General features: G+C 33.2%; 12 protein-coding genes. 9 read left to right on the top strand and 3 right to left on the bottom strand.

Features of this window, described 5'->3' with window-relative positions:
• Nucleotides 1-199 precede the first annotated feature (199 nt).
• Entirely contained in the window at nucleotides 200-1,981 is a 1,782-nt protein-coding gene (locus tag C7J89_RS03685) for an ABC transporter ATP-binding protein (RefSeq protein WP_103295698.1), read from the top strand.
• Complete coding sequence (locus C7J89_RS03690; protein WP_103295699.1) at nucleotides 1,974-3,737, top strand: ABC transporter ATP-binding protein; 1,764 nt, start codon at nucleotides 1,974-1,976, stop codon at nucleotides 3,735-3,737. Before C7J89_RS03685 ends, C7J89_RS03690 begins: the two co-directional genes overlap by 8 nt.
• A 379-nt stretch (nucleotides 3,738-4,116) precedes the next feature.
• Here the strand turns inward: C7J89_RS03690 and C7J89_RS03695 are convergent, their stop codons facing one another.
• Nucleotides 4,117-4,395 (bottom strand): GNAT family N-acetyltransferase, encoded by a 279-nt coding sequence (locus tag C7J89_RS03695; RefSeq protein ID WP_103295700.1) that lies wholly within the window; start codon nucleotides 4,393-4,395, stop codon nucleotides 4,117-4,119.
• 164 nt (nucleotides 4,396-4,559) lie between these two features.
• On the opposite strand from C7J89_RS03695, the gene C7J89_RS03700 reads away from it, so the two are divergent.
• Complete coding sequence (locus tag C7J89_RS03700; RefSeq protein ID WP_103295701.1) at nucleotides 4,560-5,513, top strand: metal ABC transporter solute-binding protein, Zn/Mn family; 954 nt, start codon at nucleotides 4,560-4,562, stop codon at nucleotides 5,511-5,513.
• A 65-nt stretch (nucleotides 5,514-5,578) separates the two neighbouring features.
• Here C7J89_RS03700 and aldA read toward each other — a convergent pair whose 3' ends face one another.
• Complete coding sequence (aldA, locus tag C7J89_RS03705; protein WP_103295702.1) at nucleotides 5,579-7,003, bottom strand: aldehyde dehydrogenase; 1,425 nt, start codon at nucleotides 7,001-7,003, stop codon at nucleotides 5,579-5,581.
• 178 nt (nucleotides 7,004-7,181) lie between these two features.
• On the opposite strand from aldA, the gene C7J89_RS03710 reads away from it, so the two are divergent.
• From C7J89_RS03710 to C7J89_RS03730, 5 genes are all read left to right on the top strand, one after another.
• Nucleotides 7,182-7,610 (top strand): MarR family winged helix-turn-helix transcriptional regulator, encoded by a 429-nt coding sequence (locus tag C7J89_RS03710; RefSeq protein ID WP_103295703.1) that lies wholly within the window; start codon nucleotides 7,182-7,184, stop codon nucleotides 7,608-7,610.
• Nucleotides 7,611-7,682: 72 nt separating this feature from the next.
• Entirely contained in the window at nucleotides 7,683-8,648 is a 966-nt protein-coding gene (mhqE, locus tag C7J89_RS03715; protein WP_103295704.1) for a ring-cleaving dioxygenase MhqE, read from the top strand.
• A 15-nt stretch (nucleotides 8,649-8,663) separates the two neighbouring features.
• Nucleotides 8,664-9,560, top strand: a complete 897-nt coding sequence (locus C7J89_RS03720; protein WP_103295705.1) for a VOC family protein — start codon at nucleotides 8,664-8,666, stop codon at nucleotides 9,558-9,560.
• Between the two features lie 25 nt (nucleotides 9,561-9,585).
• Entirely contained in the window at nucleotides 9,586-10,179 is a 594-nt protein-coding gene (gene mhqD, locus C7J89_RS03725) for a methylhydroquinone degradation carboxylesterase MhqD (protein ID WP_103295706.1), read from the top strand.
• 87 nt (nucleotides 10,180-10,266) lie between these two features.
• Nucleotides 10,267-10,815: a cysteine hydrolase family protein gene (locus C7J89_RS03730; RefSeq protein WP_061853691.1), complete on the top strand. Its 549-nt coding sequence runs from the start codon at nucleotides 10,267-10,269 to the stop codon at nucleotides 10,813-10,815.
• Between the two features lie 57 nt (nucleotides 10,816-10,872).
• On the opposite strand, the gene C7J89_RS03735 is transcribed toward C7J89_RS03730, so the two are convergent.
• On the bottom strand, nucleotides 10,873-12,837 hold the full coding sequence (locus C7J89_RS03735) for a fructose-bisphosphatase class III (protein WP_061853690.1): 1,965 nt from the start codon (nucleotides 12,835-12,837) through the stop codon (nucleotides 10,873-10,875).
• 477 nt (nucleotides 12,838-13,314) lie between these two features.
• Here C7J89_RS03735 and putP point away from each other — a divergent pair, with 477 nt between their 5' ends.
• A complete protein-coding gene (gene putP / locus C7J89_RS03740; RefSeq protein WP_061853689.1) occupies nucleotides 13,315-14,853 on the top strand; it encodes a sodium/proline symporter PutP in 1,539 nt (512 codons plus the stop codon).
• Nucleotides 14,854-15,084 lie beyond the last annotated feature (231 nt).

Genomic DNA, 15,084 nt, shown 5'->3' on the forward strand with positions numbered 1-15,084 from the left:
ACTTGTATTTATTTTTGATACAAGTTAAATTTATAGCAATTAGGAAGTTTAGTCAATAAATAAGTTTGACTGGACAAAATGTTTTAATAAATATTATGTAATATTTTTTTAGTATTGAATAAAAATAAATGAGTAATTTAACTTTTTCGATTACTATTGTGATATTATGTAACATAATAAAGAGTAAAGGGGTGGGCGTATGGATGTGTTTTTCAAACTGGCTTGGTTTTTTAAAGCACAAAAGAAATATTATATTTTAGGACTTATTATGTTGCTCTTCATAGCATTATTAGAATTGTTACCACCTCAAATAATTGGTAAAACGATAGATGGTATTACGAAGAAAACATTGACGCCTCAATTACTAACAATATATTTGATTATTTTAGCTGTAGCAGCTGTTTTAATATACATAAGTCGTTATATTTGGCGTATTTCTATATTTGGAACGAGTCAAAAATTAGGCAATATTTTAAGAAGATATTTATATCATAAATATACCGAAATGAGCGCACAATTTTTCCAAAAAAGACGTACGGGAGACTTAATGGCTCATGCGACAAATGATATTAATGCAGTACAAAATGCAGCTGGAGCAGGAATTTTAATGATTGCTGATTCACTAATAACTGGCGGTATGGTTATTATTACGATGGCGATTACAATAAGCTGGCAATTGACACTTATTGTGTTAATTCCGTTACCAATTATGGTGTTGTTAACGCGGTATTATGGCAGATTACTGAGCAAAGGATTTAAAAAAGCACAGGCTGCTTTCAGTAGGTTGAATGATAAGACGCAAGAAAGTGTTGCTGGTATAAAAGTGACTAAAACTTTTGGTTATGAACAAGAGGACCAAGCAGATTTTCGTAATTTAAGTGATGATGTGGTTAAGAAAAATTTAACGGTTGCGAAAGTAGATTCGTTGTTCGACCCGACAATCATGTTAGTGTTTGGTACAAGTGAATTTTTAGCCATAGCCTTTGGTGCACATATGGTTTTTGCACAAACAATTACATTAGGACAACTTATTACCTTCTCTACATATCTAGGCATGTTAGTATGGCCTTTGCTTGCGTTAGGTCTCTTTTTTAATATAGTTCAAAGAGCAAAAGCTTCATACGAACGTATAGATAATATTTTAAATACACCGAATGCTATCGATACATCTTATACTTTAGATGATTTACCGCAAGGTAACATTCAATTCAATATTCCTACATTTCATTATCCTGGCTATGAATCTAGAGGACTGAAAGATGTCTATTTTACGATTGAAAGTGGGACTACAGTAGGTGTAGTGGGTAGAACCGGTTCAGGAAAAAGTACGTTGATTAAACTATTGTTAAGAGAATTTGATACGTTACGACCAGAAGATATCACATATAATGGCAAGCCTATATCTTCTTATAGTCGTAGTGCTTTAAGAACACAGTTTGGCTATGTGCCACAAGAGCACTTCTTATTCTCGACAACAATTCGAAACAATATTGCCTTTGGTAATATAGAAGTTCAAGACCAACAACTTTATCATGTAAGTAAGATGAGTCATATTCATGATGATATTAGTGCGTTTCCACAAGGATATGATACAGTTGTTGGCGAACGTGGTGTTTCGCTATCAGGCGGGCAAAAACAACGTATATCTATTGCACGTGCCTTATTGTTAGACCCAGAGGTGCTCATATTAGATGACTCCTTATCGGCAGTGGATGCACAAACTGAAGAAGCCATATTAACTAATTTACAAACATTAAGAAGCAAGAAAACAAATATTATTACTGCGCATCGTATGAGTGCAGTAAAAGATGCAGATTTAATTTTAGTTATGGATCAAGGAACAATAGTCGAAAGAGGTACGCATACACAATTAATGGACAATAAAGGTTGGTATTACGATACCTACACGGCACAAGCATTACAATCAAAGTATTCTCAAAACTTAGATGACTTGACGAAGGGGGATGGTCAAGATGAGTGAGATGATTAAGTTATCGGCTAAACAACAAAGTGCCACGATTAAACGATTGTTTAAGTATACCGTCCCTTACAAAGGTACTATTGCACTTGCGTTTATTATGCTTACTATTTCAACAGTAGCAAGTATGGCAGGACCTTATTTGATTAAAATATTTTTAGATAATTTTTTAACGCCAAGACATTTCCCGGGGAATAAATTGACGTTACTTATAGCGGCATTTATTATTGTGCAGATTTTGGGTGCAATAGCAACGTACTTAAATAGTTATATGTTTCAATACTTATCTTTTAAAGTAATACAACAATTAAGAATAGATGCATTTAATAAACTTGGAAAACTAGGGATGCGCTATTTCGATAAAGTACCCGGTGGTAGCATAGTTTCACGTTTAACGAACGATACAGAAACGATCGTAGATATGTTTATAAATGTATTTTCATCAGTATTAATGGCATTGTTTATGATGATTTCTAGCTATATTATGATGTTTGTTTTAGACGTAAAGCTCGCGTTAATTGCACTTGTGTTTATGCCAATTATTTTTCTATTATTGGCTATTTACCGTAAGTACTCGGCCATGCTTTTTAATAAATCAAGACAGTTATTATCTGACTTAAATACGAAGTTAGCAGAATCTATAGAAGGCATGAAAATTATACAAGCATTTAATCAAGAACGTCGACTCAATCGAGAATTTAATGAAATTAATGATGAACACTATAGTTATATGCTTAAAACTGTGAAATTAGACAGTATTTTATTAAGACCCGCTATTAGTATGATTTCAATTTTAGCTACTATCGTTATTTTGGCTTATTTTGGCATAATTAGCTTCAACACTTCTATAACTGCGGGTGTTGTCTTTGCCTTTATTCAATATATGGAACGCTTTTTTGAACCAGTCAACCAAGTGAGTCAAAACTTAAATGTGTTACAACAAGCACTCGTGTCGGCTAATCGTGTATTTAAGTTGATAGATGATGATACTTACGAACCAGCACAAGATACACAAACAAATTATACGATTACGGATGGTAAGGTTGAATTTAAAGATGTCAGCTTTAGTTATGATGGAGAGACACAAGTACTTAAAAATATTAGTTTTATTGTAAATCCTGGTGAAACTGTAGCATTAGTTGGTCATACAGGTTCGGGTAAAAGTTCAATTATTAATTTGTTTATGCGTTTTTATGAGTTCGAGCAAGGACAAATTCTAATAGATAATCAATCTATTAAAAAGTTAAATAAGGCAGAAATGAAAAATAAAATCGGTTTAGTATTACAAGACGCCTTTATATTTTATGGTACTGTCACATCAAACATTAAGTTGTATCATCCAACGATGACATTTGAGCAAGTAAAAGCTGCTGCAGAATTTGTTAGGGCTAATCAATTTATTGAAAGATTAGACAATCAATATGAGCATGCTGTTATTGAAAAAGGTAGTGCGTTCTCGAGTGGTGAACGACAATTAATTGCTTTTGCCCGTACTATTGCGATGGATCCTAAAATTTTAATTTTAGATGAAGCCACGGCTAATATTGATTCTGAAACTGAAGAACAAATACAACAATCATTGCGTCAGATGCGCCGAGGAAGAACGACTATTGCTATTGCACATAGACTTTCGACAATTCAAGATGCAGACCAAATACTCGTATTAAATCATGGAGAAATTGTTGAAAGAGGTACGCACGAACAACTCGTTGCTCAAAACGGTATATATAACAATATGTATAGATTACAAAACGGTTAAACAGAATAATTGGAAATAAATAAAAAACATAATGTGCAATATCATTTTCAGGAATCAATACTTCAATATTTAGTGATAGCGTTATTTGAGACATGTTATAATTTTTACATAAGGCACCTCGTTAATTTAGTTTAGTGATGTTTATTAAATTATACGAGCGTGCTTTATTTTTTGTATGAAATTGGAAATTTGTAACGATTTTGTAAAGTGCTGACGCCTGAGGGAATCGTATGAGTGAGAGACTACAGGCTCGAACCATACTATCCTAAATCAAGGCAAGCATGCACGACAAAATAGTAAATTAAAAAAATAGAGTCTGAAGACACAATTATGTCTCAGACTCTTAAAATATTTAGTATGATCAAGTAATGTATAGTTATTAACCAGCGTATACATCTTGATATTCGTCATTTTTCTCTATTACCTTTTTAGCAAATGGGCATGAAGCACTTACTTTTAAATTGTTTTCACGTGCATATTTAACAACTGATTCTACTAATTGTGATCCTATGCCTTGACCACCTAATTCATCAGGTACACCAGTATGATCAATATCAATTTGATTATCGTTTACTGTTACGTATGTGATTTGAGCTTGAGGGTCATTTTCGTTATCGCCAATGTAAAATTTGTTATTACCTTGTTTAATTTCAGCCATATGATTACCTCCTAATATAATTACTACTATAAGTATATCACTGATAGGCTCTTTTCAAACACAGATATATCGAAACTCAAGGTTAATATAAGTCTTACTATTGATATTATAAAAAAAGAGGTTTATAGTTTTAACGGAATAATAGCGAGTTGGAGGGGCAAATTTTGAGGAAAGTATTTCCACTTTTAGCTTTGGTACTGATGTGTGTCATATTAAGTAGTTGTAGTTCTCAAAGCAAACAGCATAAAACCATAACAAAAGATAACAAATTAAATATTTATACTACAGTGTTCGCTTTCCAAAGCTTCGCACAACAAATAGGTGGCAAATACGTGCATGCACAATCGATTTACCCACCAGGTGTTGATACGCACTCTTATGAACCAACACAGCGGAACATGATAGATATAGCTAAAAGTGATTTATTTATATACACAAGTGATGATTTAGACCCCGTCGCTCATAAAATAGCATCAGCTATTCGTAATAAAGGTGTTAAATTGCCTGTTGCACAAGGGTTGAATCATTCTGAATTATTACCGGGTGATGAAGATGATGAACACGAAGAAAGTCACGACGCACATCATCATGCAGGAGAGAGTAATGATCCTCATGTATGGTTAGATCCGGTGTTAGATCAACAGTTTGCGCTAAAGATTAAAAATAAGTTAGTGCAAAAAGACCCACAACATAAAACATATTATGAACACAATTACCGTCAACTTAAAAATGATTTAAAAGGTATTGATCAACAATTAAGTAAAGTTACTAAAGACCCTAAAAGGAAAACGATAGTTATTTCGCATGACTCATTAGGGTATTTAGCACAGCGATATCATTTTAAACAAGTGGGCGTGACGGGAATGAACAATGAAGATCCAAGTCAGCAAGAAATCATGTCAATTATTCATAATATTAAACAAACACGCCAACCATACGTATTATATGAACAAAATATCTCATCTAAATTGACCGATATTATTAAAAAGGAAACACAAACGAAACCTTTAAGTTTTAATAACTTAGCAACACGGAATAAGGATGACAACAACAACGTTAAATACCAAAAAATCATGCAGCATAATATTGAAACGCTAGATACTGCATTAAATAAATAACTATATTAAAAAACGCCACTCTTATTGATAACTCAATAGGAATGGCGTTTTTCTGTGGTTAAATTTTAATCATAGCGAATATAAGAAACGGTTGTATTATAATATTCTTCGAAACCGTGTATGCCATCTGCGCCACCTAAACCAGATTCTCTCCAGCCTGCATGGTAGCCATTCACTACTTCTTCGGCTTCGCAATTAGCATATACTTCACCGAATTTAAGTCGTTCCGTTGCAGTCATAACTTCTTTTAAATTTTCAGAGAAAATATAAGAAGAAAGTCCAGCATTCGTATGATTCGCTTCGTTAATTGCTTCTTCGAAATCATTATAAGTTACAATTGGAATAACTGGTCCGAAAATTTCACTTTTAAATGCTTCATCGTCTGGATTTACATTATCTAAAATAGTCGGCGCATAATAATAACCACTGCTATCAACTTTATTACCTCCCAACACCAACTTAGCACCATTGTCGACAGCTTGTTTAACTTTGCTATCGATACTGTCGAGTTGTTTTTGATTAATAATAGCACCATAATCAGTATTTTCATCAAATGGATCTCCAACTTTTAATGCTTGCATTTTTGCTGTTAATTTAGTCACAAAATCATCATGAACTTCGTCATGAACAAATATTCTTTCCGGACACGTACAAACTTGACCCGCGTTATTTATACGTGCAGCCACGATATAATCCACTGCTTTATCCAGATTGGCATTTGCAGTAACTAATACAGGTGCATTACCACCTAATTCTAAATTGACCTTTTTAACATTACTAGCACTATTTTCAAATACCGATTTACCAGCCTTCATACTACCAGTTAATGAAATAAGTTGTATATCAGGGTGTTGAGCTAATTGTGTGCCAACAGTTTCTCCAGTGCCAGGCAATATTTGTACTAGGCCAGCTGGAATTGTAGATTGTTTAAATAGTTGTGCTAATTTTAAAGTAAGCAATGATGTTTCCTCACTTGGTTTAATAACGACGGAACAACCAGTGATTAATGCGGGGATGACTTTACGCATTAACACCATAATAGGTGCATTCCATGGCACAATGCCGGCAGTAACTCCGATAGGCTTTTTCGTTAATTGTATCGTTTCATTTTCACGTGTGTTCTGCAATACTTCGCCTTTGTTAGACATACTTAAACTAGTCATATAGTCGATAAATTGAATCGCTTTATCAACTTCACCAATAGCCGAAGATAAAATTTTACCTTGTTCTTTTACATAGAATTCTGCTATTTCATTTTTGTTTTGTTCTAATAAAGGAATTAACATTTTTACGTGTTCAGCACGGTTGGGTTGTGTGACTTTTTCCCATTCTTGCTGAGCGTGTTTAGATTTTTCTACTGCATCATTTACTTCCTCAGCAGTAGCAAATGTAATCGTGTCAAATGCTTCTCCAGTCGCTGGATTTATTACGTCCATAGATTCTGTAGACTTGCTTTCGATAAATTCGTTGTTAATAAATAATTGGTTCATTTACGACACCTCCACATCATATAAATACCACGAAATAGCACATAGGAAACCGTAACAAATGAATAGTGACAGTTAACTAAAATTTGTTGATATATTTTTTATACTTAAATGTTGACTTTAATTTATAATCGTCATATAATTATCTCGAATTCGAAATAAATAGGAGGTTGATAATACAATGGATCGAACGAAAGCATCACTTAATTCATTTGTCGGTTTAAATCGCACTTTAGATTATTTAGAACAAATAGTTCGTGAAGATATTAAACAGTATGGTTTAAATGTGACGGAGTTTGCAGTTTTAGAGTTGTTGTATAACAAAGGAGATCAACCTATTCAACGCATACGTCAACGCGTTTTAATTGCAAGCAGTAGTATTAGTTATGTTGTTGATAAACTAGAAGAAAAGGGTTGTGTAGCACGTGTGAAAGACCCTAAAGATAAACGAATTTATAATGCTACTTTAACAGACAAAGGTCGCACATTAATGGATCAAATATTTCCACAGCACGCTCAAGCATTAACATCAACTTTTGCGGTGTTAACAGAAGAAGAGTTAGCGTCGTTACAACATATATTAAAGAAATTAAGTGCTCAGGCTAAATAAAGTCGTAGCACTTTAAAAAATAATTATTTATATCTCGAAATCGAGATAAATTTATGGAAGAAGGTTTTTTAAATGACAAACAATCAATTATTAGGTATTCATCACGTTACTGCAATTACAGACGATGCAGAACGTAATTATAAATTTTTCACTGAAGTATTAGGGATGAGACTAGTTAAAAAAACAGTTAACCAAGATGATATTTATACGTATCATACATTTTTTGCTGATGATGTAGGATCACCAGGCACAGACATGACATTTTTTGATTTTCCGAACGTACCAAAAGGTATAAGTGGTACAAATTCAATTTCTAGACCTTCATTTAGAGTGCCGGATGATAATGCGTTAGCGTATTATGAACAACGTTTCAATGACTTTGGAATCAAACACGACGGTATACAAACACTATTTGATAAAAAAGTATTGCCTTTTGAAGAAGCTGACGGACAAGTTTATCAACTTGTGTCTGATGAAAATAATACTGGCGTAGCACCTGGTAAACCATGGGCAGAAGGTCCAGTACCAACTGATAAAGCAATCTATGGTTTAGGTCCAATTGAAATAACAGTTAGTTATTTTGATGAGTTTAAACAAATTTTAGAAGGTTTATATGGTATGGTAACGATTAATGAAGATGAAAATGTCGCTTTACTTAACGTCGGAGAAGGCGGTAACGGTGGCCAAGTCATTTTAAGATATGATAAAGAAAGTGATAGCGCTAGACAAGGCTATGGCGAAGTGCATCACGTCTCATTTAGAGTGAAAGATCACGCTGCAATCGAATCATGGTTACAAAAATATCAAAACCAAAATATTGGAAATTCAGGTCTAGTGGATCGTTTTTATTTCGAAGCATTATACGCAAGAATTGGTCATATATTAATAGAGGTTTCTACAGATGGTCCAGGATTTATGGGTGATGAACCTTATGAAACGTTAGGAGAAGGATTATCGTTACCACCATTCTTAGAAGAACAACGTGATTATATAGAATCACAAATTAGACCATTTGATACTTCACGTAATCATGAATAAGTGAGGAGGAATTGTATGAAAGCAATACAACACATTCATCATATTTCAGCTATTGTGGGTAATCCAACAGAAAATATTAAGTTTTATAGAGATGTATTACAATTAAAATTAATTAAAAAAACTGTGAACTATGATGATCCATCAACATATCATTTGTATTTCTCAAATGACTCCGTTGATAATGGTACGATTTTGACGTTTTTTAATTGGCCTGATGCATACAAAGGTAGAGTGGGTGCAGGTCAAGTTAGTACGATTGCTTTTAGAATTCCTCAAGGTACGAGTGATGTTTGGGCACAACATTTAATAAATCATAATGTACACGTAACAAGAATGGAATTATTTGATAGTAATGCACTTATGTTCAAAGATACACATGGACTATCACTCGCACTTGTAGAAGATACTGACGTTAGGGACACAGCTGCAATTATTGGTTTTCATGGAGTGACAATGTTATCCGAGCAGCCTGAACAAACGATACAATTGCTAACAGCAGAAATGGGCTTAAAACAACTTAACGATAATCCAAATGAAACACATCTTGCTACTGTCGGAGAATGGCAACATCACGTTGTAGTAAAAAAAGTGTTTCCAAACGTTGCTGGAAGATGGGGCGTAGGCGTAGTACACCATATTGCATGGTCTGTGCCTGACAAACAAACACAATTAGCTTGGCGAACTAGCTTAGCAAATAAAGGATATAAACTGACAGACGTCAAAGAACGTTTTTACTTCAAAGCAGTTTATATGGCTGAACCTGGCAACATTATCTTTGAATTTGCTACAGTTGGTCCAGGTTTCACAATTGATGAACCATTCGACAAATTAGGGCGTAACCTTATGTTACCGCCACGTCTTGAGGAACAACGTGAAGAATTAGAAAGACAATTACCGACTATAAATATCTGATATGAAACTTTAGGAGATGATGTTAATGGAACACATTTTTAGAAAAGGTCAAGAAGGTGCCCCAACTTTCTTGTTATTGCATGGTACAGGTGGAGATGAAAAAGATTTATTGCCGTTAGCAGAATCATTAAATGCTGATTATAATGTTTTAAGTGTAAGAGGCGAAATTTCAGAAGGTGGTATGAACAGATTCTTTAAACGTCATGGAGAAGGTCAATATGACGTTGAAGATTTAAACTATCGCACGCAGCAGTTAATTGAATTTACAAAAGAAGCGGCCGAACAATATGATTTTGATATAAATAATATTATACCTTTAGGATTTTCTAATGGTTCTAATATTGCCATTAGTATGATGTTGAAAAGTGACATAGCGTTCAAAAAAGCATTACTTTATGCGCCGCTATATCCATTAGAAATCAGTAGTGATCATGATTTTAGTGCTGTAACTCTATTATTATCAATGGGTAAAAGTGATCCAATAGTGCCAGTTGAACAAAGCGAAAGATTAGAACGTATATTTACAGATTTAGGCGCTGACGTGAAAACAGTATGGGTCAATAGCCATGAATTAACGCCAGCTGGTGTGTATTTTGGCAAAGAAGTTTTAGAAAAATAAAGTTATTGTGCTGTTGATTTGGAATGTAATTCCATGTTGGTCTATAATTTAATATGATTTTAGAATTTATAAAAAAGGATGAGTTATATGCCACAAAATACAGCTTTATTAGTAATGGACATGCAAAATGGCATTGTGAATGGATTAGAAAACAAAGATAGTATTATCGAAGCTAACCAACGTGCAATCAAAAAGGCGCGCCAACAAGATATTCCAGTAATATTTGTACGTGTAGCATTTTCACAAGGATTATTAGAAATTGCAACGAATAATAAAATGTTTGGACCTATGCGTGAGAAACAAGCACCAATGGAAAAAGACAGTGAAGCGACTCAAATTCATCCAGAATTAAATAGACAAGAGCAAGAGCCAATTGTCACAAAACATCGTGTCAGTGCATTTACAGGAAGTAATTTAGAAGTGTTATTAAGAGGATTAGAAGTACGTCATATTGTGTTAACTGGTGTAGCTACAAGTGGTGTCGTATTATCTACTTCAGTAGAAGCGGCCGATAAAGATTTTGATATTACTATTTTAGAAGATGCAGTGGGCGACAGAGAGCAAGATAAGCATGAATTTTTAGTGGAACGAATTTTACCAAGATATGCAACTATAACAAGTGTTGAAAATTGGTAATTAAAATAAAAAGTGGGACTGAAATTTTTAGATTTCAGTCCCACTTTTTATGCGTTATTAGTTTAAGAAGCGGTCATGCATTAATTCTTTTAAAATTTTGATCTTTTCTTGAATTTGTTGACCAGTATTTGTATCACGTATTTGTTTACGATTCAATTCTTTATCGACGACACGACGAGTCGATAATTCATCTGCACCATTAAGCAACACGTGTTTTTTTGAATTGAAATGTTGGTGTGCGACAAGTTGCATACCGAAAGAGTTGTATAACAATGTGTAACCGGCAATACCTGTTGTTGATTGATAAGCTTTAGAGAAACCACCGTCAATAACGATCATTTTACCGTCAGCTTTAATTGGATTTTCACCATCTATTTCTTTAACTGGTGTATGCCCATTAATAATATGTGCTTCTTCAGGGTTTAAGCCGAAGTCTTTTAACATTTTTTTACACATTTCTACGTCTTCACGTAAATGGTAGTATGGGTTCTTAGTTTCTTTATGAGCTGCTTTGTCAGAAATAAAGTAACGTTCAAATGTTGTCATTGCACGTTTACCAAATAAGGAAGAATATTTACCAGTCCATAAATACCATACGAGGTCGGTAGCTAAATCGTCTTGAGTATCTTTGTCATCAAAAGCTTTACGTACATATTTTTCAAAATGGTCTAATAAATCGCGACCATAATGCTTTACGCCGTCTATTGTCATAGATTCCATTTCACCGTTTTCATCGACAGGGATACAACCATGAATCAATAAATTACCATTATATGGGAGGTATAAGTTACCTTTTTGCATTAAGAAAGTCATGTGACGTTTTAATTTTTCAGATTGTTGTACAGATAATAATAATTTATCAATAACCTCAGCTTCTTCATCTGTTAATTTATTAGGATCTTCTGGGTCAATTGTTTGGAAACATGTATGTTCTAAATCATACGTTTTGCCATATAAAGTAGCGCGATTATTGTCATAGTCTATGCTTTCTAATACTAGACGTTCATCCATATCGAAACATGGTCGACGTTTTATAATAGGTGCTTCTAATTTAAATTGAATAATAGCAATAGCTTGATGGATTTTAGTGATTTGATCAATTTCTCCAGGTGATGTTTGTTCATCGTCTGCTGTTTTATTTTTCGGTTTAAATGCCTTGTTATCACCACTGTAATGTTTTTCGGCAAAAGTTAATAATGGACGCAAGTTTATACCATAAGCATCCTCAATAATATCTAAATTATCGTAACGCGCGCATATTCTTAATAGATTTGCTAAACAAACTTTAGAACCTGCGTAAGCTCCAATCCAAAGCACATCGTGATTTCCCCATTGAATGTCAACAGAAGGGTAATTGATTAATGTTTCCATAATTTTATCTGGTTCAGGACCACGGTCATAAATGTCGCCAACAACGTGTAAATGGTCAACGACAAGATGCTGAACAGTAAACGATAAACCAATGATTAAATCATCTGATTGTTCTAATTCAATAATTTGATTAATTAACGTATCGTAGTAAGATTTTTTATTATTATATTTATTACTTTTATATAGTAACTCTTCAATGATAAATACGAAATTTTTAGGTAATGATTTACGCACTTTTGTACGTGTGTATTTAGATGATGCATATGTAACTAACTTGATTAATCTATGGATAGTCGTCACATACCACTCATTAAGTTCGTTTTTTGAAGAGAATGAATTTTTAACGAGTTTAAGTTTTTCTTCTGGATAGTAAACTAAAGCGGCAAAGTCATTAATTTCTTTGCGTGTTAACGTATCTTGGAAAATATCGTGGATTTTTGCTCGTACATTACCAGAACCGTTTCTTAATACGTGTTGGAAAGAATGGAATTCACCATGTAAATCACTCACAAAGTGTTCAGTACCTTTAGGTAATTCTAAAATAGATTCTAAATTTATAATTTCAGTTGCTAACGCTTCTTTATTGTCATAATTTGTCGCTAACAAGTCTAAATATCTACTTTTAATGCTTTTTTCAGTCGGTTTTTGCATTGTCGTCACTCCATTTACTTAGTTCAATTTATTTTAACATGATTAGTTAAACGCTTACATGTTTATTTTGTTCTTAATAATACTTATTATAAGACGAATTATCACTATTTTCTAAAAAAATAAACTAGGACATGAGAAAACTAGTTTATTATTATTAATTTTGTTTTTCAAATATATAGTAAGTTACATAATATTTGTGATGTTACTCAAATATAAAAATTCTTGTATTAAGGTAGTATTTTTTATAGATATTTTCAAATCGGAGAAAATTTATACATTTAAATTTTAATAAAAACATAAATAAATAGCAAAAATTTATTGTGTTTAAATGCTTTTATATCAATGTTTTTAGTGTGTTTCTACATCTTGGTCAAAATAGAATTTTACACATAAATTTGCAAAAGGTGTTTTAAAAAGGTGTATGCTTTTGTATAATAATGTCATGTAACAAAATTATAGTCAAAGGGGGATGTTGCTATGTTTACATTGGGAAGTACTTTAGCAAGTCAGGTTAACCCTGATTGGCGTACTTATATAATGTTATCAGTTTATTTCATTATCTTACTAGTTATTGGTTATTATGGATATAAACAAGCAACTGGAAACATTAGTGAATACATGCTCGGTGGTAGAAGCATAGGTCCATATGTTACTGCGCTTTCTGCTGGTGCATCCGACATGAGTGGTTGGATGATCATGGGGTTACCAGGTGAAGTTTATACGACAGGTCTTTCTGCTGCATGGTTAGCAATTGGTCTGACATTAGGCGCATACATAAATTATATCGTAGTTGCACCTAGACTGCGTGTATACACTGAAAAAGCAGGAGATTCAATTACCCTACCTGACTTTTTTAGAAATCGTTTAAATGATAAATCAAATGTTATTAAAATTATTTCTGGGGCCATCATTGTAATATTCTTTACATTATATACGCACTCAGGCATGGTTTCTGGTGGTAAATTATTTGATAGTGCATTTGGTCTAAATTATCATTTTGGTCTTATTTTAGTTGCAGCTATTGTAATTGCATATACATTCTTTGGTGGGTATTTAGCTGTATCAATTACAGACTTTTTCCAAGGTGTAATTATGTTAATCGCAATGGTAATGGTGCCAATCGTTGCTATGATGCAATTAAGTGGTTTAGACACTTTATCTCAAGCGGCTGATTTAAAACCAACAAACTTAGATTTATTTAAAGGTACAACTGTAATAGGAATAATTTCATTCTTTTCATGGGGATTAGGCTATTTTGGCCAACCTCATATCATTGTACGCTTTATGTCTATTAAATCAGTTAAACAATTACCTACGGCGCGTCGTTTTGGGATTGGTTGGATGGCAATTAGTTTATTAGGTGCCGTTCTAGTTGGTTTAGTAGGTATCAGTTTTGTTAACGACAGAAGTGTAGAATTAAAAGATCCAGAAACATTATTTATTTTAATGGGTCAAATATTATTCCATCCTTTAGTTGGTGGTTTCTTACTTGCAGCTATATTAGCGGCAATCATGAGTACAATTTCATCACAATTACTTGTAACATCTAGTTCACTAACAGAAGACTTCTATAAGTTATTCAGAGGTGAACAAGCTGCTAAAGAACACGAAAAAGAATTTGTGTTAGTTGGTCGTTTGTCAGTAGTGTTAGTTTCAATTGTTTCAATTGCTATTGCATGGTCACCAAATGACACAATTCTAAATTTAGTAGGTAATGCTTGGGCAGGTTTCGGTGCTGCTTTTGGACCGTTAGTATTGCTTTCATTGTATTGGAAAGGTTTAAGCCGTACTGGCGCTGTCAGCGGTATGTTAGCTGGAGCAATCGTCGTTATAATATGGATTGCTTTTGTAAAACCAATGGGTTCAGTTAATGATTTCTTTAATTTATATGAAATCGTACCAGGTTTCTTAGCTAGTTTAGTCGTGACAGTGGTTATTAGTAAAATTACTAAAAAACCAGATCTTGATGTTGAAGCTGATATGAATGATGTTAAAGAAACAATAAAAAATGCTTAATTTTGTTGCATATGGTGTTAAATGAATTAAAGGGGTTTAAATCTTTTAATGCCATTATCAGGGAGAAATTTATATAACTTGTGTGATTAAACGAACGTTTATATTGCTAAAATGTAAGGGGCATATTAGCAATTTATAACAAGTTTTGTGCATTGTTAGTAGCATTTATAATGTAAGCTAATGATTATAAATAACAGACAGTGTTTCAATTAAACAACCTAGCAGATAACT

Origin of the sequence: Staphylococcus kloosii (assembly GCF_003019255.1) — a bacterium.
In the GTDB taxonomy this organism is placed as follows: domain Bacteria; phylum Bacillota; class Bacilli; order Staphylococcales; family Staphylococcaceae; genus Staphylococcus; species Staphylococcus kloosii.

Excerpts from the sequence above, each read along its gene's own strand:
- C7J89_RS03685 (WP_103295698.1), top strand. The coding sequence starts at position 200 with ATGGATGTGTTTTTCAAACTGGCTTGGTTTTTTAAAGCACAAAAGAAA.
- C7J89_RS03690 (WP_103295699.1), top strand. The coding sequence starts at position 1,974 with ATGAGTGAGATGATTAAGTTATCGGCTAAACAACAAAGTGCCACGATT.
- C7J89_RS03695 (WP_103295700.1), bottom strand. The coding sequence starts at position 4,395 with ATGGCTGAAATTAAACAAGGTAATAACAAATTTTACATTGGCGATAAC.
- aldA (WP_103295702.1), bottom strand. The coding sequence starts at position 7,003 with ATGAACCAATTATTTATTAACAACGAATTTATCGAAAGCAAGTCTACA.
- C7J89_RS03710 (WP_103295703.1), top strand. The coding sequence starts at position 7,182 with ATGGATCGAACGAAAGCATCACTTAATTCATTTGTCGGTTTAAATCGC.
- mhqE (WP_103295704.1), top strand. The coding sequence starts at position 7,683 with ATGACAAACAATCAATTATTAGGTATTCATCACGTTACTGCAATTACA.
- C7J89_RS03720 (WP_103295705.1), top strand. The coding sequence starts at position 8,664 with ATGAAAGCAATACAACACATTCATCATATTTCAGCTATTGTGGGTAAT.
- mhqD (WP_103295706.1), top strand. The coding sequence starts at position 9,586 with ATGGAACACATTTTTAGAAAAGGTCAAGAAGGTGCCCCAACTTTCTTG.
- C7J89_RS03730 (WP_061853691.1), top strand. The coding sequence starts at position 10,267 with ATGCCACAAAATACAGCTTTATTAGTAATGGACATGCAAAATGGCATT.
- C7J89_RS03735 (WP_061853690.1), bottom strand. The coding sequence starts at position 12,837 with ATGCAAAAACCGACTGAAAAAAGCATTAAAAGTAGATATTTAGACTTG.
- putP (WP_061853689.1), top strand. The coding sequence starts at position 13,315 with ATGTTTACATTGGGAAGTACTTTAGCAAGTCAGGTTAACCCTGATTGG.